This is a genomic window from Amycolatopsis sp. NPDC051371, assembly GCF_040682155.1.
GTDB lineage: Bacteria > Actinomycetota > Actinomycetes > Mycobacteriales > Pseudonocardiaceae > Amycolatopsis.
The window spans coordinates 91,250-109,326 of record NZ_JBFBAG010000036.1 but is presented as its reverse complement, the minus strand read 5'-3'; the positions used below and the strand labels follow the sequence as shown (position 1 = coordinate 109,326).

The window sequence follows — 18,077 nt, the reverse complement described above, 5'->3', positions numbered from 1 at the left end:
CCCGGCTTCGCTTCGAGAGGGAGGGCTCGATGCAGCAACCACCGCCGTACGGACAGGGTCAGCCGGGCTACGGGCAGCAGGGTCCGCCGGGGTATCCCCAGCAGCCCGGCTACCCGCCGCCCGGGTACCCGCCGCAGCAGGGCTACCCGCCGCCCGGTTACGCCGGGCCGATGCGGCCGCCGAAGAAGAAGCGGACCGGGCTGATCCTCGGGATCGTCGGCGCGGTGGTGGTCCTGCTCGGCGCGGGCATCCCGCTCGGCATCTTCGCGAGCGACTACTTCGCGAGCACCGGCGCGGCACCGTCGTCGTCGCCGGTGCCCGCCGAGTGCCAGGTCCCGGCGGCGGTGCTGGAGAAGGCGGGCTTCCCGAGCTTCGCGCTGGGCGGCCCGGGCACCGCGAACGTGCCCGGTCTGAAGCAGGTCAACTGCAGCTGGAAACCCGGGTCCGACGAGAACGTCCGCGACGCCACCCTGAGCGTCCGGATCACCGGGTACTCCGGGGAAAACGCGCGGGATTCGGCGAACCACCTGTACCTGCCGATCGCCCCGGAGGTCCCGCCGACCGACGTGAAGGGCATCGGCGACAAGGCGGCGCTCGTCCGGCTGGTCACGAAGAGCGCGTTCAGCGGGTCCGAACTGCACGTCTTGAAGGGCACCACGGTCGTCATCGTCGAGGTGTCCGGCTGGGACAAGGGGTTCTTCTCGAACTCGCCGATGCCGCAGCAGGAGACCGACGACGCGGTGAAGGCCGTCGGCACCGAGATCGTCAAGAAACTGCGCTAGAGCGTCCCCCGGTCACGCGGGCGCGGGCAGTGTCCTGCAGAGGGCGACGGGGAACTTCGGTTCGGCTGCCCGGATCTCCGGGCAGCCGGCCGACTTGACCTGCGCGAACGACGTCCAGCCCGCGCCGCCCCAGCGGAAGACCGCGCGGGCGGGCGGATCGGCCTGGTGCACCGGCAGGTCGAGGACCAGCCAGTTCGGGTCGCAGGCGCGGGTGGTGCCGGCGCTCTCGGCGCCCGTCGCGGACACTGCCGCGCCGATCCAGGCCGGGTCGCAGTGGTCGGCGGGCGGGGCGCAGGTGCCCTGGGGCGCGCAGTGGCCCCAGCCGGCGCCGAGCTTGTGCCACGCGTTGCCGTTGTCGCCGTTGAGGATCACCGTGCGGTCCGCGACCGGGGTGGCCGTGGCCAGCCGCAGCTCGGCGGGCACCTTGTCCTGGCAGCCGCCCGCCGCGGACCGGGTCGAGTAGACGACGTCGGCGCGGACGTCGGTCTTGGTCTCCACGATCTGTTCGATGCGCGGCTCCCGGACGCAGCCGGGGTCCTTGCCGGGCAGGGCGACCTGCACGAACAGGCTGACGTCGTCCGGCCCCGGGCGGATCCCGGTGATGTCGGCGCGGAACGAGCGCCACTCCGCACCGATCGTCGTCGGCCCGGGGGCCGCGGCCTTGGCGCCGGGCACGCCACCGCCCGCGGTGAGCACGACGGCCAGCACCGCACCCGCCGCGACCAGCGCTCCGGCGATCCACAGAACCGGCCCTTTGGTCATCGCCCACCCCCAGAAGTCACCGGGAAATCTAGCCGACGCCGCAGCGTCAGGCGGGCGGACCGGGTTTTTAGCGCTGTGTGACTTCTTTCTCCAAGTACACCGCGCCGTCGATGTGGCCGCCGGCGTCGGGCGCGTCGGTGAGCCGGTAACCGGCGCGCTGGTAGAGCGTGATGTTGCGGGTGCTGCGGGCGCCGGTGAACAGGGCGAACCGGCGGGCCTCGGCGGGTGCTTGCGCCTCGGCGTGCTCGAGCAGCCGGCGGCCGAGCCCGCGGCCGGCGAGGTCCGGCGCGACCATCAGCCGGCCGAGCTCCCAGCAGTCGCCCTCGAGCCGGGCGCGGACGGCGCCGACCAGCCGGTGCTCGTCGCGCAGGACCCACGCCGACCAGGTCTTCGTCCAGTCGCGGATGTCTTCGAGGGTTTCGTGCAGCGCGGGGATGTCGAGGGTGTCGTTGAGGACGGCCTCCTGGACCCAGCAGCAGCGTTGCAGGACGAGCAGTTCCGGGCAGTCTTCGAGCCGGGCTTCGGTGAGCTCCACGCAGGTCTGTCTAGCGATCGGGGCTCAGCGCGGGCAACTTCATTACCTTCGCGGGGTGATCGATCTGCTGCGTGGCGCTTCGGACGCGCCCGGCGCCCCAAGGGTTCGTGCCCCACCAGTGGGTGACTTGACACCTCGGGTGGTTCGCGGTTGACTTGTCCACGTCGAACACTTGTTCGACGTGGAACCGCCGCCTTCCCCGCGGCGAACCAGTGCCGTCGGTCGCGTTTTGGGAGAGGCCCGACCGCCGGCCTAGTCCGTGGTGGGGAGGTGCGTGCGGTGACTGCTGTGGTGGAGCCGCCGGTGGCCCGGCTGGCGGCCCTGCCCGGGGTCAGCACGGCGAGCCGGGTCGCGGCCCAGGCCGAGCGGGCGCGGGCGACGGGGAAGGTGCTCCCGGTCGTCCCGGCGCTTGCCGAGCTGCTGCCCGCGGCCGGGCTCCGGCGCGGGAGCACGGTGGCGGTCCACGGCGGGACGTCGCTGCTGGTGGCGCTGCTCGCCGAGGCGACGGCCACCGGATCGTGGGCGGCCGTGGTCGGCATGCCGTCGCTGGGGCTGGCGGCGGCGGCCGAGTACGGCGTGGACCTGGACCGGGTGGCCCTGGTCCCGCGTCCGGGCGCGGAGCTCCCGGCGGTGGTCGCGGCGCTGCTCGACGGCGTGGACCTGGTGGTGGTCAACGCGGACAGGGTGCAGGCAGCCGTGGCGCGCCGGTTGTCGGCCCGGGCCCGCCACCGCGGGGCGGTGCTGCTGGCGTCCGGCGGGTGGCCTGGGGCGGATGTCGAGCTGTCGTGCCGGCTTTCGGCGTGGTCCGGTCTGGCGGACGGCTACGGCCACCTGCGTGAGCGACGGGTGCAGGTCCGGGTCCACGGCCGCGGCGCGGCGGCCCGCCCGACCTCGGCCACGCTCGCACTGCCCGGCCCCGCCGGCGCGATCACTGCCGCTTCGAGTCACCTCGCCTCGCGCGAGGAGGCCACCGCATGAGGTCCAATCCAAAGTGGACCCCCACCCCGGCGCGCCCACTGCGTTGCCTTCCCTCCAATTACGCGAGCCGACTTGCTGCTCACACGAGGCACGCGAGCCAACTCTCCAGATACGCGAGCCGACCCTTCGGTCACGTGAGTCGACCGCTCAACCACGTGAGCCGACCCCTGAGGTACGCGGCCAGACCCTTTGGGTGCGCGAGCCGACCATCGAGGTACGCGAGCCGACTCCCCAGGTACGCGCCTCGCCCCTCGGGGTGCGTGAGCCGACCCTTCGGTCACGCGAGCCGACCCTCCGATCACGCGCCTCGGGCCGTCGAACGCACCCGCCCGGCGGGCCTTCGCCTCCCGCGCGAGGAGGTCGCATGACCGTCCCCGCGCCACGCCGTTCCTCCGACCTCCCCGCCCGGATGCTCGTCCTCTGGTGCCCGGACTGGCCCGTCGTCGCCGCGGCGGCCGTCGGCGGTGTTGCCGTTACCGTGCCCGCCGCCGTTTTCAGCGCCAACCGCGTTGTCGCCGGCAATGCCGGCGCGCGGCGGAACGGTGTCCGGCGGGGGATGCGGCGGCGGGAGGCGCAGTCGAACTGTCCGGACCTGGCCGTCTTCGCCGCCGACGATGGCCGGGACGCGCGGCTCTTCGAGGCCGTCGCGCGGGCGGTCGAGGCGCTCGTCGTCGGGGTCGAGGTCGTGCGGCCGGGGCTCGTCGCCGTCCCCGTTGCCGGCGCCGCCGGGTACTTCGGCGGGGAGCACGCCCTCGTCGAGCGGCTCGTCGACGACGTGTCCGCCGCCGCGGGTGTCGAGTGCCAGGTCGGCGTCGCAGAAGGGCTCTTCGCCGCGACGCTCGCCGCCCGGTGCGGGGAGTTCGTCGAACCCGGGCGCGTCGCCGAGTTCCTCGCCCCGCTGCCCGTCACCGAGCTCGACCAGCCCGGCGCCGAGCGCGCGGAGCTCGTCGACCTGCTGCGGCGGCTCGGCTTGCGGACGCTCGGCGCGTTCGCGGAACTCCCGGAGCGCGACGTCGTCAACCGCTTCGGCGCCGCCGGTGTGCTCGCTCACCGGCTCGCGCGGGGCCGATCCGAACGTCCACCGTTGCGGCGACGCCCGCCGCCCGAACTGACGCTCACCGAGGAGTTCGACCCGGTCGTCGAGCGGGTCGACGTCGCCGCGTTCCTCGCCAAGGGCCTCGCTACGCGGTTCTGCGCCGGCTTGGCCGGGCACGGCCTGGCCTGCACCCGGCTCGGCATCTACGCGGTCACCGAGGAAGGCGAACACCTCGGCCGCGCGTGGCGGTGCGCGGAACCCCTGACGCCCGCCGGGGTCGCCGATCGCGTGCGCTGGCAGTTCGAAGGCTGGCTGCGCGCCGCGCCGGGTCAACGTCCGACGTCGGGTGTGGTGCGGCTGCGGCTGGAACCCGAGGAGATCGTCGAAGGACGGTCGCTGCAGCTCGACCTGTGGCAGAACGGCCGTTCCGACGAGGACGACGAGCGCGCGGCGCGGGCGTTCGTGCGGGTCCAGGGGCTGCTCGGGCCGGAGGGCGTGTTGACGCCGGTGCTCGACGGCGGCCGCGACCCGGCGGGCCGCGTCCGGCTGGTGCCCTGGGGCGACCCGCGCGAACACTCGACGCCGGCGGACGCGACCTGGCCGGGACGGCTGCCGGCACCGTCCCCGGCGACGGTCCTCGACCGCCCGGTGCCGGCCCAGGTCTACGACGCCGAGGGCGGGCCGGTCGGCATCACGGCGCGCGAGCAGCTCACGGCGGTCCCGCGCGGGCTGAGCATCACCGGCGGCCCGCCGCGGGAGGTCGTGGGCTGGGCGGGGCCGTGGCCGCTGGCGGGCGACCGCCGAAGACCGGGTCCGCGGCGGGCGCGGCTGCAACTGCTGCTCGCGGGCGAGCCGGACGACCCGCCCGACGCGGTGCTGGTGCACGGCGCGGGCACAGAAAATCCACTGTGGACGGTCGAGGGAGTGTACGACTGAGCATGGACGAGGACTACGCACGGAAGCTCCGAGCCTGGCTGCGCGCCGAACCGGGGACAACGCCCCGCCGAGCCGAAGAGGAGCGCGAGTGGTTTCGCGAAGTGCCGGCCCCGGCGTCCGGCGATCGGGACACGGTGCCCGCTGCGGACGGGGGATGGGTTCGCGGCGAGCAGCCTCCGGCGTCCGGCGAGCCAGGGCCCGCTAGCGGTGACGCGGGTACTGCCGACGACCGGAAACCGGTGTCCCAGCCGGATTCGGAGCGGTGGTCGGTTCGCGGACAGCTGCCGGAAGGCGCGCAGCCCGAAGCCGACGACGAGTGGGTGTGCCCGGTGATCGTGCTGCCGGTCCCGCGCTCGTCGCGGGAGAACGGGTGCCGCCTGAGCGGGCCTGGCGAGCGTCCGCGCATCGAAGCGACTGATCACCCGGCGGAGCCGCGCGTCATGAGCGAAGCCGAAGCCCGCAGCCGCCGGAACCACCCCAGCAACTGGCACCGCCGCCGCCGGGAAGCACGGGAAGCACGGGAAACCGAAGAACGCGAGCCCGGGAGCCGCTGAATGGGCTGGAACAACCCACCCGTCCGCTGGAAGGACCTCGCCCGCACCCTCGCCGGCGGGGTGCCTCCCGGCGACCACGGCGACAGCCCCGCCTGGGGCCGCCGCCGCGAGACCTACCAGCGTCCCGGTGACCTCCCCGCCCGGCGCAACGACGACGGCGGCGAGGCCGTCCGCGTCCCCTACGCCGAGTTGCACTGCCACTCCAACTTCAGCTTCCTCGACGGCGCCAGCCACCCCGAAGAGCTCGTCGAGGAAGCCGCGCGCCTGGAGCTGGACGCCATCGCCCTCACCGACCACGACGGCATGTACGGCGTCGTCCGCTTCGCCGAGGCCGCGCGGGAACTGGGCGTCAACACCGTCTTCGGCACCGAGCTCAGCTTCGGCCTCCGAACCCCGCAGAACGGCGTCGCCGACCCCGAAGGCGAGCACCTCCTGCTGCTCGCCCGCGGCGACCAGGGCTACCGGGCCCTCTGCCGCGCCATCACCGCCGGCCAGATCCACGAGGACGCCGAAAAGGGCCGGCCCAGTTACGACCTCGGTGCGGTCGCCGAGGAGGTCGCCGGGCAGTGCGTGGTCCTGACGGGCTGCCGCAAAGGCGCGGTGCGCTCCGCCCTCGTCACGCACGGCCCGGCGGCCGCCGCGGAGAAACTGAAGGAACTCGTCGATCGGTTCGGGCAGGACAACGTCTACGTCGAGCTCACCGACCACCGCCAGCCGCTCGACAGCACGCACAACGACGTCCTGACGAAGCTCGCCGGCGAACTGGGCCTCCCGACCGTCGCCACCACCGCCGCGCACTACGCCCGGCCGGAACGCGCCCCGCTCGCCGACGCGCTCGCCGCGATCCGCGCCCGCCGCGGCATCGACGAGCTCGAAGGCTGGCTGCCCGCGGCCGGCACCGCATTCCTCCGCAGCGGCGCCGAAATGGACGTCCTGTTCAGGCGCTACCCCGGCGCCGTCCGCCGGAGTGCGTTGCTGGGCATGGAATGCGCCTTCCCGCTCAAGCTGATCGCCCCGAAACTGCCGCCCTTCGACGTTCCGGGTGGGGAAACCGAAGCGGTCTACCTCAGAAAGCTGACCGAGGAAGGGGTGAAGGAGCGCTTCGCAGGAAAGCCGCACGAGGAAAAGGCGAAAGCACAGGTCGAGCACGAGCTGGAGATCATCGAGAAGCTGGGCTTCCCCGGGTACTTCCTGATCGTCTGGGACATCGTCACCTTCTGCCGCAAGAACGACATCCTCTGCCAGGGCCGGGGTTCGGCCGCGAACTCGGCCGTCTGCTACGCGCTCGGCATCACGAAGGTCGACTCGGTGGCCAACAAGCTGCTCTTCGAGCGCTTCCTCGCCCCGGACCGCGACGGCTACCCGGACATCGACCTCGACATCGAGTCCGACCGCCGCGAGGAGGCCATCCAGTACGTCTTCGAGAAGCACGGCCGCCTGAGAACCGCGCAGGTCGCGAACGTGATCACCTACCGAGCCCGGTCGGCGGTCCGCGACGCCGCGCGGGCGCTGGGCTACTCGCCCGGCCAGCAGGACGCCTGGAGCAAGCAGATCGACCGCTGGGGGTCGTTGCGCAGCACCGAAAAGGACCACGACCACGACATCCCGGACGAGGTCGTGCAGCTCGCCTTCGCCCTCGAGGACTTCCCGCGCCACCTGGGCATCCACTCCGGCGGGATGGTCATGTGCCACGAGCCGGTGAGCCAGGTCGTGCCGGTGGAGTGGGCGAGGATGGCCGACCGCAGCGTCATCCAGTGGGAGAAGGAGGACTGCGCGGCCGCCGGGCTCGTCAAGTTCGACCTGCTCGGCCTCGGCATGCTCTCGGCGCTGCACTACATGCTCGACCTCGTCGAGGAGTACAAGGGCGAGAAGATCGACCTCGCCGAGCTGGACCTCACCGACCAGAACATCTACGGCATGCTTTGCCGCGCCGACGCGATCGGCGTGTTCCAGGTCGAAAGCCGCGCACAGCTGGCCACCTTGCCCCGGCTCAAGCCGGACAAGTTCTACGACCTCGCCGTCGAAGTCGCGCTGATCCGGCCCGGCCCGATCCAGGGCGGTTCGGTGCACCCGTACATCCGCCGCAAGCAGGGGATCGAGGAGTGGGACTACGACCACCCGCTGCTGGCGACGGCCCTGGAGAAGACCCTCGGCGTGCCGCTGTTCCAGGAGCAGATGATGCAGATCGCGCTGGACGTCGCGAACTTCACCGCGGCGGAGGCCGACCAGCTGCGGCACGCGATGGGGTCGAAGCGCTCGGACCGGAAGATGGACAGGCTGCGTCAGCGGTTCCTCGAGGGCGCCGCCACGAACGGCGTCGAAGCGGAGCTGGCCGAGAAGATCTTCCTGAAGCTCAAGGCGTTCGCGAACTTCGGCTTCCCGGAGAGCCACGCGCTGAGCTTCGCGCACCTCGTGTTTTCGAGCGCCTACTTCAAGTACTACCACCCGGACGCGTTCCTGGCGGGCCTGCTGCGCGCGCAGCCGATGGGCTTCTACTCGCCGCAGTCGCTGGTCGCCGACGCGCGGCGCCACGGCGTCACCGTGCACGGCCCGGACATCAACCGCAGCCTGCCGCACGCGACGCTGGAACCGGTGCCGGACAACGGACACGCGGTGCGCACCGGGCTGAGCACCGTGCGGATGATCGGCGAGGAGGTCGCCAAGGGGATCGTCTCCGAAAGACAGGCGAACGGCGACTTCACCGACATGGCCGACGTCGCCCGTCGCGTGCGGCTGAAGACCCCGCAGATCGAGGCGCTTGCCACGGCCGGTGCGTTCGCCGGGTTCGGCGGTGACCGCCGGCAGGCGCTGTGGACCGCGGGTGCCGTCGCCGGGGAACGCCCGGAGAAGCTGCCGGGCCTGGTCGGTACGCAGGCTCCGGTGCTGCCCGGGATGGACGGCCTCGACCTCGCGGCGGCGGACGTCTGGGCCACCGGGGTGTCGCCGGACAGCTACCCGACCGAGTTCATCCGCGACCGCCTCGACGAGCTCGGCGTCGTCCCGGCGAACGGCCTGGCCGGCCTCGAAGACGGCGCGCGCGTGCTGATCGGCGGGGCCGTCACGCACCGCCAGCGCCCGGCGACCGCGGGCGGTGTCACCTTCCTCAACATCGAGGACGAGACGGGGATGATCAACGTGATCTGCACGCTCGGCCTGTGGCAGCGCTACCACCGCGTCGCGCGCGCGAGCCCGGCGCTGCTGATCCGCGGGGTGGTGGAGAAGGCCGACGGCGTGGTCAGCGTCCTCGCCGACCGCGTCGAGGCACTGCCGATGCGGATCAAGGCGAAGTCGCGGGACTTCAGGTGAGCGGGCGCCGCACGATCGTGACGATCTCCGGGCTGTCGGCGGTCACCGGCGAACGGTCCCAGTAGCCGTACTGCTCGTCGACGACCAGCCCGGCCTCGTCGATGAACTCGTTCAGGGAAGGCACATCGAGGAAGCGAAGTGTGCTTTCGCTGTACCGCGGCGCGTCCCAGTCCGGGCTTTCATACGTCGTCGTGAAGCTGACGTACCCGTTCTCGAACGGTCCGGCGTCGTTCCACGACCGCACTTCGCCGGCTTCCCAGACGTTCGACGGCGTCCAGCGTTCCCAGGCACGTCTCGCCGGGTTGCGGGTGTCGAAGCCGAACCGGCCGCCGGGTTTCAGGGCACGTCGGATCGCCGCGAACGCCGTCCGCAGCTCCTCGTCGGTGAGCAGCACCTGGAACGCGTGCCCGGTCATCACGGCGAAGTCGAACTCGCCGTCCCAGGCGGCGGTCGACAAGTCGCCGTGGACCCACTCGACGTCGTCCCGGCGGCGGGCCTGGAGGAGCATGCCCTCGGCGGGTCGAGGCCGACGAGCCGTCCGCTGTGGCCGGACTCGCGTGCCCAGTGCAGCAGGGAACCGGTGCCGCAGCCGACGTCCAGCACCGACTCCGCCGTCATGATCATCGGCAGGTAGAACGCGAAGTCGCCGCTGCTCTCCCGCGGGTTCATCACGTCGTAGAGCGAGGCGAGATACGGGTCGACGTAGTCGTGGTCGGGCACGGCGTCACCGTAGTGAGCGGGCCGCGAAAGATCACCCGGTTTTCGGCTCGAGGCCCAGCAGCTCCGGGTGGGCGGCCAGCTCCAGCCAATACGCGCCGGGGTCGGGCAGCAGCCGCCGCCGGTCGAGGTCCAGCAAGCCGGACACCGACGACACGGAAGCGACCAACGTGCCGTCCGGCGCGTGGAATTCCTGAACCACGTGGGAAGTCTTGCCCTCGCCCCACTCGAACGCGCAGCTGACCGAGACCTCGCTGCCCGGGACGAGCTCGCGGTGGAACCGCACGGTCGTCTCCAGGTTCACCGGGCCGATCCGGCGCGCGGCCAGCTCGGCCGGGTCGATGCCCGCGGCCCGCACGCACACCCAGCGCGCGTGGTCGGCGTAGGCGAGGTAGGCCGGGCCGCGGACGTGGCCGTTGACGTCGAGGTCGTCAGCGCGCACCGCGATGGTGACTCGGAACATGCGGACGATCGTGGCGCGCGGACCCAGGTGCCGTCTGGAACTTTTCGGCCACGCGCACGAGTGCCGCGGGGGAGGAGCCGGACAGGCGGCGGCATTCGCGGCCGAGGTGGGACTGGTCGGCGTACCCGAGCCCGGCGGCGACGCCGGCCAGCGACGTCCGCCCGGCGGCCAGGGGTTCGAGCAGGCCCAGGAACCGCTGGAACCGCCGGACGCGCTGCAGTTGCTTCGGCCCGGCGCCGACGGCGTGGACGAAGTGCCGCCGCAACGCGCGTTCGCTGATTCCCACGGCGACATCGGACGTCCGCGTGGTCGCGCCGAGGGCCTGAACGGCAGCCAGCACCCGTCGGCCCGGCGACGCGCTTCGCCGGGCGACGAGCGTTTCGAGGATCCCGCGCTGGACCTCGGGATCGTCGGTCGTCGCCAAGTCCTCTTCGGCGCGCCGGGCGTCCGCGCCCCAGAGGTCGCTCAGCCGGGTCGCGCCCGCGGGCAGCTCCGGCATGGACGTCCCGAGCACGGCGGCCGCGGCCCCGCACCGCAGCCGCACGCCGACCCGCGACGCTTCGGCAGGCACCCACAGCCGCAGGGGAGCGCCGACGGTGACGACGACGGTGAGCGCGTCACCGTCCCAGACGAGGTCCGCGCAGCCGTCCGGGAGCACGCGCAGCGGCCGCGCCCAGCCGGTGCGTCCGTGCCAGCCGCAGGCGAGCACGGCCTCGAGCCCGGGCGGCGGCGGGACTTCGCGGTACACCGACCGCGCCGCCATCGGCCGCAGGGGGATTCCCATGGAGCCAGTATGCAGCGGTCAGGATCTGACCTATTTCGATCTTACGGTCGAAGCCACACCTACCGAGGAGGAAACATGGTTCCCGAGGGCTACACGACGGTCACGCCGTGGATCATCGGCCACGACACCGCCGGATTGCTCGACTTCCTGAAGCGGGCCTTCGGTGCCGAAGAGCTCGGCCGCGTCGTCGGGGAGGACGGGAAGATCGGCCACGCGGAAGTCCGCATCGGCGACGCGGTCGTGATGGCGTTCGACTCGCCGGACGACTGGGCCGCCACTCCCGCCTTCCTGCGGCTTTACGTGCCGGACAGCGAAGAAACGCAGCGACGCGCGATCGAAGCGGGGGCGACCGAGGTGACTCGCCAGACGGTGCTGTTCTTCGGCGACCGCGTCGGGCGCGTGCGTGATCCCTTCGGCAACCTGTGGTGGATCCAGACGCGCCTGGAGAACCTGGACGAGGCCGAGATGACGCGCCGCGCGCAACTGCCCGAGTACATCGAGGCGATGAACTACGTCCAGGGTGCGAAGCTCTGATCACCGGTGTGGCACCCTGGGGCCCGTGCTGGAGACGGGGGAGGACTACCGCGAAGCGGTGTTGTCCGGGCAGTGGTGGGAAAAGCGCCGGTTCACCGGGTGCGACTTCACCGGGGCGGACCTGAGCGGGCTGCGCACGCGCGGCTGCACCTTCGACGACTGCCTGTTCGGCCGGGCCGATCTGTCGCGCTCCCGGCACGACGCGTCCGCGTTCCGCTCGTGCACCTTCGACCGCACGGTGCTCGTCGAAAGCCGCTGGACGTCGTGCTCGCTGCTCGGCTCGTCGTTCGCCGAGTGCGGGTTCGCCGGCATCGCCCTCACCGAGTGCGACCTCTCGCTGGCGTCGCTCGCGAAGGCGCGGCTGCGCAAGCTGGGCCTGTCCGGGCTGCGGCTGCGCGAAGCCAACCTGACCGAGGCCGATCTCGCCGGCGCCGATCTGCGCGGCAGCGACCTGACCGGCGCCCGTCTCCAAGCCGCGAAGCTCGACGGCGCGGACCTGCGCGGCGCGCGTCTCGATGCGAACGCCCTGGTACAGGCCGATCTGCGGGGAGCCGAGGTCGACGTCGAGACGGCCATCTCCTTCGCCGCCGCCCACGGGCTCGTCATCCGCTGAAACGCGAAGACCCCGGCAGCGCGCTGCCGGGGTCTTCGAACGGATCAGTCGATCGGGGGTTCGCCCGGGTCGAGCTCGATCAGGTCGCCCTCGGCGACGAGCTCCTCGATCGACGCCGGGAGCAGGTACGCCGACCCGCCGCCCGGCTGGTTGAACCACGGGATCGCGACGCCGGCCAGCGCCTCGAGCGGCCGCTGCACCCGGTAGACGTGGTACGGCCGGTTCACCCACTCGGGCACCAGCGACCGTTCGGCGAACGGCGTGCCCGCCGCGTACGTCAGGTTGCCGGTCGGGCCGCCGAAGCGGTCCAGCTCGCTGCCCGCGGGCAGCTCGCGCAGCTCCTTGCCGCGGAACAGCGTCAGCGGCGGCTCACCGGCCATCGGCCCGATCGGCCACTGCTGCTGGCCACCGCCACCCCCGCCGTTGACGGCCGGGCGGACCGGCTCCTCACGACGCGGCGGCGCGGGCGGGGCACCCAGCGGCGCCACCGGCGGGGCACCTTGCGGCACCGGGGCGGCCAGGACGGTCGGCGTGGACGGCGGTTCGCGCCGGGGCGGCGCGGGGGCCACCGGCGGCGGGCCGGCCTGCTGCTGAGCCACCGGGGGCCCGGCCGGGACCGGTCCGGCCGGGACCGGCACGGGCGGGGCGGGCTGGCGCGGCGGGGCCGGCGGCTCGTCGTCCTCCAGATCGCCGAACAGCTCCTCGGCGCTCGTGAACGCCGTCTGCTCCTGGGCGGGCACCGGCTCCGGCTTGCGGACCGGGTACGACCCGGTCGCGACCTCCGGCGACAGCGTCGCGACGACCCGCTGCGGCGCCGGTTCCGGCTCGGGTTCGGGCTCCGGTTCCGGTTCCGGGGCGGGCGGCTCCTCGGGCACGTGGCCCTCGGGGTTGAGCAGCAGCTTGCCGAGCATGAACGCGGCCGCGTCCTCGGCGTCGCCGAACACCGCGGGGTTGCTGAGCTTGCCGTCGTACCAGCCGACGCGCCAGCCGTCGTCGACCTCCTCGACGCTCCACCCGTGCTCGGCGGGCTCGCCCAGCTTGTAGCCGCTCTCGGGCACTTCGAGTTCGTCCAGCTTGGTCTGCAGGCCGGCGAGCACCGGGTGGTCCGGGGTTTCGCGGCGCAGCGCACGACGGCCCGAGCGGGGCGCGGGCTCGGGTTCGGGCGCCGTCGGCTCCGGCACCGGCAGCACGCCGGGCACGTCGGTCTGGGTGATCATGGTCGGCGGACCGGGGTCGAACGCGGACCGCCGGCCCCCGCCGCGCGACGCCTCGTCCGGCCGGGGCCGGCCCGGCGGGAAGGCCTCGGGCTCCGGCTGGAACGCCGCGTGCGCGGGCTCGTCCTCACCGGGCTGGATGGCCGCGTGCGCGGGCTCGTCCGCATCCGGCGGGAACGCCGCGTGCGCCGGCTCGTCGTCCCGGTGGAGACCGGTCTCGAACGCGGAGTGGGCGTCGTCCTCGCGGTGGGAGGCGGGCTCCGGTGCCTGCTCGTCGGCGAAGCCGCCCTCGGCCTCGTGCGAGGACCGGCTCACGCCGTCGTGCGGCTCTTCCTCGTGCCCGATCGGCTGGTCGGGGACGTACTCCGCGGTCTCCTCGAGGTCGGGCACCCGGCCCGGCTCCGGCGCGGTGCCGTTGGAGCCGGCGGCGTGCTCGGGGTGCTCGTACTCCTCCTCGCCGTAGGAGTCCTCCTCGGCGAAGCGGTCGTCGAACTCCTGGTCGTCGTAGCCCTCTTCGGCGAACTCGGCGCCTTCGGCGTAGGCGTGCTCCTCCGCCGGGGCCTCCGGCTCGGGGGCGTGCGCCGCCGCTTCCACCGGCGCGGGCGGCTCCTGGTGCTGCTGCGGCGGCACGACAGGCACCGCCGGGGCGACCATGGTCGGCGGCGGGCCCGCGGGCGCCTGCTGGGGCGGCGGACCCTGGGGAGGGGGCCCCTGAGGCGGCCCCGGCGGCGGTCCGACCGGGCGCTGCTGCTGCGGGGGCGGCTGGTTGCCCCGGGTCAGGTACGCGCCGGCGGCTTGCAGCGTCGGCTCGTCGATCGGCGGCAGCTTGAAGCCGACCGCGCGGACGTGCTCGACCAGGTCCGACTCGGGCGAAACGCCGTACTTGCGCAGGTAGAAGTTGACGGCGGCGGGCCAGATCCACTGGCCGTCGCTGTGGAACGCGACCGGGACGGTGGCCTCGGGCGTCGCGGCCAGCCGGTCGATGTCGTAGCCGCGCTCGGTGACGACCAGCGGCGCGTGGTCGAGGTACTCCAGCAGGCGGTCCTGCTCCTCGACCTCGAGGTCGGGGCGGTTGATCACCGGGCGGCCGGCGGGGCCGATCGTGTCGAAGATCCGGGCGATCCGGAAGTGCGGCCCCGGCTGCTCCGGGCCGAGCCCGGACATCCGCCGGATCAGCCACTCGGGCACGTTCTCCTCGGTGCGCGGGAACATCCGCAGCTCGTCCGAGTAGGCCTGCGGCGGCGGCGCGAGGTTCCACACCGGCTCGTCGCGGTTGTACTCGAGGTTGTAGCTGGACGGGTGGTCGAGCTGGTACCGCGCGTTGAACCACGTTCCGCGGCCGTCGCGGTACATGCCCCCGCGCAGCCTGCCGAAGAGGGTCGCGATGTCGTGGGTGGCGAGCCACTCGTGCACCGTGCCGTCTTCGGTGACGATCTCGCCGGTCAGCTCGTGGTACCTCCCGACGGCTCGGTATTCCGCCGAGACCTTGCGCCAGTCGCGCGGGGCGGCACGCAGCAAGGCAAGTCCGATCTGCTTGACCAGGGTGTCCTGCTCGGTCGCGTTCAGCTGCGTCGTCGGTTGTGCCACGGGGACATTTTGACTGTTCGCGCGCGCGAGTGCACCCCGCATGTGGGTTTTGCCGCTCGGCGACCCGGTGGCACCCGGTCTGACCTCGGGTGATGCGAGGTGCGGTAGATCACAGCTTGATCGCGGGCAGCGTCGCGAGTGGACCGTGTGGGGGTGACGATCACTCTACGGGCTGCGACCACCCGCGCCTGGAAGCGACGCGCGGGGGCCGCTTTGCCAGAATGGGCCCCGTGACGGCGAAGATTCTCGACGGCAAAGCCACCAAAAACGCCATTTTCGCGGAGCTCGAACCGCGCGTCGCGGCGCTGGCCGCGAAGGGGGTGACGCCGGGCCTGGGCACCGTCCTGGTCGGCGACGACCCGGGGTCGCACTCCTACGTGCGGATGAAGCACGCCGACAGCGGCAAGATCGGGATCAACTCGATCCGCCGCGACCTGCCGGCCGACATCTCCCAGGAGAAGCTCGAAGCCGTCATCGACGAGCTGAACGCCGACCCGGCGTGCCACGGCTACCTCGTCCAGCTGCCGCTGCCGAAGCACCTCGACGCGAACCGCGTCCTCGAGCGCATCGACCCGGAGAAGGACGCCGACGGCCTCGCCCCGATCAGCCTGGGCCGCCTGGTGCTGGGCAAGCAGGGAGCGCTGCCCTGCACGCCGTACGGGATCGTCGAGCTGCTCAAGCGCCACGGCGTCGAGCTGAACGGCGCCCGCGTCACCGTGGTCGGCCGCGGCATCACCGTCGGCCGGACGCTGGGCCTGCTGCTGACCCGCCGCAGCGAGAACGCCACCGTGACCCTGTGCCACACCGGCACCCGCGACCTCGCCGCCGAGGTCCGCCGGGCGGACATCGTGGTCGCCGCGGCCGGCGTACCGGGGATCATCACGCCGGACATGGTCGCCCCGGGTGCCGCGGTGCTCGACGTCGGCGTGTCCCACGTGGACGGCAAGCTCACCGGCGATGTTCACCCGGACGTGGCCGAGGTGGCCGGCTGGATCTCGCCGAACCCCGGCGGGGTGGGGCCGATGACCCGGGCGATGCTCGTGAGCAACGTCGTCGAGGCGGCGGAGCGCTCGATCCAGGGTCTCCAGGGCTGATGACCATGACCGAGGACCGGCGGGACGTCCACGACCGCCGGCACCGGCAGTCCCGCTTCACCCAGCTCCCGCTGGCGGTGGTGCTGCTGGTCGTGGCCGTCGCCGCCCTGCGGATCGTCCAGTACCACTGGCGGGAGGGCGCGGCGCTGATCGGCGCCGCGCTCCTCCTCGCCGGGGTGCTGCGGGCGGTGCTGCCGACGGAGCGGGCCGGGCTGCTCGCGATCCGCGGCAAGGTCGTCGACATCGTGACCTACGCCGGGCTCGCGGCCGCCGTGCTCTACGTGGCCCTGACGATCATCGGCGGCCCGTTCAGCTCCTCCTGAACGCCGAAAAGCGCCACTTTCGGGGGAAGTGGCGCTTTTCGAGGCCTCTTAGGACGCCATCGCGAGCTCGCGTCGTTCGGCGCGGGCTTCACGGCGGTCCAAGGTGCCCGAGACGATCGCGAGCGTCAGCCCGAAGACCGCCAGGAGCGCGCCGACCCAGTTGGGGGCGACCAGGCCGAGGCCGCCCGCGATGACCAGGCCGCCGAGGTAGGCGCCGATCGAGTTGGCGATGTTGAACGCGGACTGGACGGCGGCCGACACCAGGGACGGAGTGCCGCCCGCCTTCTCCATGATCCGCGCCTGCATCATCGGGCCGATCATGAACCCGGCGACGCCGACGAAGAAGATCGTGATCGCCGCGCCGACCTTGCCCTGCGCGGTGATCGTGAAGATCCCGAGCACGCAGGCCAGCGACAGCAGCGCGGCGTACAGGCCCGGCATCAGCGCGCGGTCGGCCAGGCGGCCGCCGAGCAGGTTGCCGATCGTCATGCCGACCCCGGCCAGCGACAGCAGCAGGGTGACGTTCGACGGCGAGTAGCCGGCGACGTCGGTCAGCATCGGCGTGATGTAGGACAGGCAGGCGAAGACGCCGCCGAGCCCGAACGTGACGATCGCCAGCGCGAGGTGCACCTGCGGCCGCTTGAACGCGCCGAGTTCGCTGCGCAGCGAGGCCTCCGCGGGCCGGCCCTGGTGGGGCACCAGCTTCCCGATGGCCGCGGCGGCGACCAGGCCGATCACGGCGACGACGCCGAAGGTGGCGCGCCAGCCGACCTCCTGGCCCAGCAGCGTGCCCAGCGGCACGCCGATGACGTTGGCCAGGGTCAGCCCGAGGAACATCATCGACACGGCCTTCGCGCGCTGGCCGGGGCCGACGAGGCTGGAGGCGACGACCGCGCCGGCGCCGAAGAACGCGCCGTGGGGCAGCCCGGCCAGGAACCGGAACGCGACGCCGAACTCCTGGTTCGGGGAGAGCGCGAAGAGGGCGTTGCCCAGGGTGAACAGGCCCATCATGGCCAGCAGCATGGTCTTGCGCGGCAGCCGGACGGCGACCGCGGTGAGCAGGGGGGCGCCGACGACGACGCCGAGGGCGTAGGCGGTGATGAGGTAGCCGGCGGTCGGGATGTCGACGCCGAAGTCGGCGGCCGCCTGGGGCAGCACGCCCATCATGACGAACTCGGTGGTTCCGATGCCGAAAGCTCCGATGGCGAGCGCGAGCAGCGCGACGGGCACGGCACTCCTTCCAGGGTTGAGAAATCGATTACTTGGCCGATCTCGTGGTCGGGATCACTGGATCGGTTCAGTGAAGTTTCAAAGGAAAAGGCAGCCGCATGGCCCCAGCGCCGTGAGCTGCCTACGCCAGTCCAACCGACGGGAGGGGTGGTTGTCATCCCGGTATCCGGGTGACGATCCACACCGTAACGCCGTGATCAGCGCGGAGCGGCCAGAACGCCGGCCAGCAGGCCCGGGAACAGGGTGTCGAGGTCGTTGCGGCGCAACGAGTTGAACCGGGTCGTCCCCTCCTGGCGGCCGGCGACGACGCCGGCCTGGCGCAGGATGCTCAGGTGGTGGGTGATTGTGGACTTGGTCACCGGCACGGTCAGCCCGCCGCACGCGATCTCGTGGTCCGCGGCCGCGAGCTGGCGCACGATTCCCAGGCGCACCGGGTCGGCGAGGGCGCGGAGCACACCTTCGACGGTGATCTCGTCCAGCGTCGGGTGGACGATCGGCGGCAGCGTGACGGTCTTGGCCATGAGTCCATTGTACGACGCCGATCGAAATTGTCGGACCCGCGTAGTACGGTAGTTGTCGAACTACGACGTTCGTCGAACCAATCACCCGCTCGCTTGGGGGACCCACCC

General features: G+C 72.6%; 18 protein-coding genes. 9 read left to right on the top strand and 9 right to left on the bottom strand.

Going from position 1 to position 18,077, the window contains the following annotated elements:
- Window positions 1–29 precede the first annotated feature (29 nt).
- Entirely contained in the window at window positions 30–782 is a 753-nt protein-coding gene (locus AB0M59_RS36435; RefSeq protein ID WP_364624521.1) for a hypothetical protein, read from the top strand.
- 12 nt (window positions 783–794) lie between these two features.
- Here the strand turns inward: AB0M59_RS36435 and AB0M59_RS36430 are convergent, their stop codons facing one another.
- Together AB0M59_RS36430 and AB0M59_RS36425 are read right to left on the bottom strand one after the other, a co-directional pair.
- Window positions 795–1,544 carry a hypothetical protein gene (locus AB0M59_RS36430; RefSeq protein WP_364624519.1) on the bottom strand — a complete coding sequence of 250 codons (750 nt, stop codon included), beginning with the start codon at window positions 1,542–1,544 and terminating at the stop codon, window positions 795–797.
- A gap of 67 nt (window positions 1,545–1,611) precedes the next feature.
- Window positions 1,612–2,079, bottom strand: a complete 468-nt coding sequence (locus tag AB0M59_RS36425) for a GNAT family N-acetyltransferase (RefSeq protein WP_364624517.1) — start codon at window positions 2,077–2,079, stop codon at window positions 1,612–1,614.
- Between the two features lie 279 nt (window positions 2,080–2,358).
- Here AB0M59_RS36425 and AB0M59_RS36420 point away from each other — a divergent pair, with 279 nt between their 5' ends.
- The 4 genes from AB0M59_RS36420 (at window position 2,359) to AB0M59_RS36405 (ending at window position 8,889) form a co-directional block, all read left to right on the top strand.
- The gene (locus tag AB0M59_RS36420) at window positions 2,359–3,057 is read left to right on the top strand and encodes a hypothetical protein (protein WP_364624515.1); all 699 of its coding nucleotides are present in this window, start codon (window positions 2,359–2,361) and stop codon (window positions 3,055–3,057) included.
- A gap of 409 nt (window positions 3,058–3,466) precedes the next feature.
- Window positions 3,467–5,029, top strand: coding sequence for a DNA polymerase Y family protein (locus tag AB0M59_RS36415; RefSeq protein ID WP_364624553.1), 1,563 nt, complete (start codon window positions 3,467–3,469; stop codon window positions 5,027–5,029).
- Window positions 5,030–5,031: 2 nt separating this feature from the next.
- On the top strand, window positions 5,032–5,583 hold the full coding sequence (locus AB0M59_RS36410) for a hypothetical protein (protein ID WP_364624513.1): 552 nt from the start codon (window positions 5,032–5,034) through the stop codon (window positions 5,581–5,583).
- Window positions 5,584–8,889, top strand: a complete 3,306-nt coding sequence (locus AB0M59_RS36405) for an error-prone DNA polymerase (RefSeq protein WP_364624511.1) — start codon at window positions 5,584–5,586, stop codon at window positions 8,887–8,889. It begins immediately after the preceding gene.
- On the opposite strand, the gene AB0M59_RS36400 is transcribed toward AB0M59_RS36405, so the two are convergent.
- From AB0M59_RS36400 to AB0M59_RS36385, 4 genes are read right to left on the bottom strand one after another with little or no spacing between them, the layout of a single operon-like run.
- Window positions 8,882–9,397, bottom strand: a complete 516-nt coding sequence (locus AB0M59_RS36400; RefSeq protein ID WP_364624509.1) for a methyltransferase domain-containing protein — start codon at window positions 9,395–9,397, stop codon at window positions 8,882–8,884. The two genes, AB0M59_RS36405 and AB0M59_RS36400, sit on opposite strands and share 8 nt — an antisense overlap.
- Entirely contained in the window at window positions 9,304–9,609 is a 306-nt protein-coding gene (locus tag AB0M59_RS36395) for a methyltransferase domain-containing protein (RefSeq protein WP_364624507.1), read from the bottom strand. The genes AB0M59_RS36400 and AB0M59_RS36395 overlap by 94 nt, the downstream gene beginning before the upstream one ends.
- A gap of 31 nt (window positions 9,610–9,640) precedes the next feature.
- A complete protein-coding gene (locus tag AB0M59_RS36390; RefSeq protein WP_364624505.1) occupies window positions 9,641–10,069 on the bottom strand; it encodes an acyl-CoA thioesterase in 429 nt (142 codons plus the stop codon).
- Entirely contained in the window at window positions 10,038–10,853 is an 816-nt protein-coding gene (locus tag AB0M59_RS36385; RefSeq protein WP_364624503.1) for a helix-turn-helix domain-containing protein, read from the bottom strand. The genes AB0M59_RS36390 and AB0M59_RS36385 overlap by 32 nt, the downstream gene beginning before the upstream one ends.
- A gap of 75 nt (window positions 10,854–10,928) precedes the next feature.
- Between AB0M59_RS36385 and AB0M59_RS36380 the strand changes: the two genes are divergently transcribed.
- Both AB0M59_RS36380 and AB0M59_RS36375 read left to right on the top strand, forming a co-directional pair.
- Complete coding sequence (locus AB0M59_RS36380) at window positions 10,929–11,387, top strand: VOC family protein (protein ID WP_364624501.1); 459 nt, start codon at window positions 10,929–10,931, stop codon at window positions 11,385–11,387.
- Window positions 11,388–11,412: 25 nt separating this feature from the next.
- The gene (locus AB0M59_RS36375) at window positions 11,413–12,000 is read left to right on the top strand and encodes a pentapeptide repeat-containing protein (RefSeq protein ID WP_364624499.1); all 588 of its coding nucleotides are present in this window, start codon (window positions 11,413–11,415) and stop codon (window positions 11,998–12,000) included.
- A 44-nt stretch (window positions 12,001–12,044) separates the two neighbouring features.
- Here the strand turns inward: AB0M59_RS36375 and AB0M59_RS36370 are convergent, their stop codons facing one another.
- Window positions 12,045–14,843 carry a glycohydrolase toxin TNT-related protein gene (locus AB0M59_RS36370; protein WP_364624497.1) on the bottom strand — a complete coding sequence of 933 codons (2,799 nt, stop codon included), beginning with the start codon at window positions 14,841–14,843 and terminating at the stop codon, window positions 12,045–12,047.
- Window positions 14,844–15,031: 188 nt separating this feature from the next.
- Between AB0M59_RS36370 and AB0M59_RS36365 the strand changes: the two genes are divergently transcribed.
- Both AB0M59_RS36365 and AB0M59_RS36360 read left to right on the top strand, forming a co-directional pair.
- On the top strand, window positions 15,032–15,895 hold the full coding sequence (locus AB0M59_RS36365; protein ID WP_364624495.1) for a bifunctional methylenetetrahydrofolate dehydrogenase/methenyltetrahydrofolate cyclohydrolase: 864 nt from the start codon (window positions 15,032–15,034) through the stop codon (window positions 15,893–15,895).
- Window positions 15,895–16,218: a DUF3017 domain-containing protein gene (locus tag AB0M59_RS36360; RefSeq protein WP_364624493.1), complete on the top strand. Its 324-nt coding sequence runs from the start codon at window positions 15,895–15,897 to the stop codon at window positions 16,216–16,218. Before AB0M59_RS36365 ends, AB0M59_RS36360 begins: the two co-directional genes overlap by 1 nt.
- A 48-nt stretch (window positions 16,219–16,266) precedes the next feature.
- On the opposite strand, the gene AB0M59_RS36355 is transcribed toward AB0M59_RS36360, so the two are convergent.
- Window positions 16,267–17,448, bottom strand: coding sequence for an MFS transporter (locus tag AB0M59_RS36355; RefSeq protein WP_364624491.1), 1,182 nt, complete (start codon window positions 17,446–17,448; stop codon window positions 16,267–16,269).
- A gap of 197 nt (window positions 17,449–17,645) precedes the next feature.
- A complete protein-coding gene (locus AB0M59_RS36350; RefSeq protein ID WP_364624489.1) occupies window positions 17,646–17,969 on the bottom strand; it encodes a metalloregulator ArsR/SmtB family transcription factor in 324 nt (107 codons plus the stop codon).
- Window positions 17,970–18,077 lie beyond the last annotated feature (108 nt).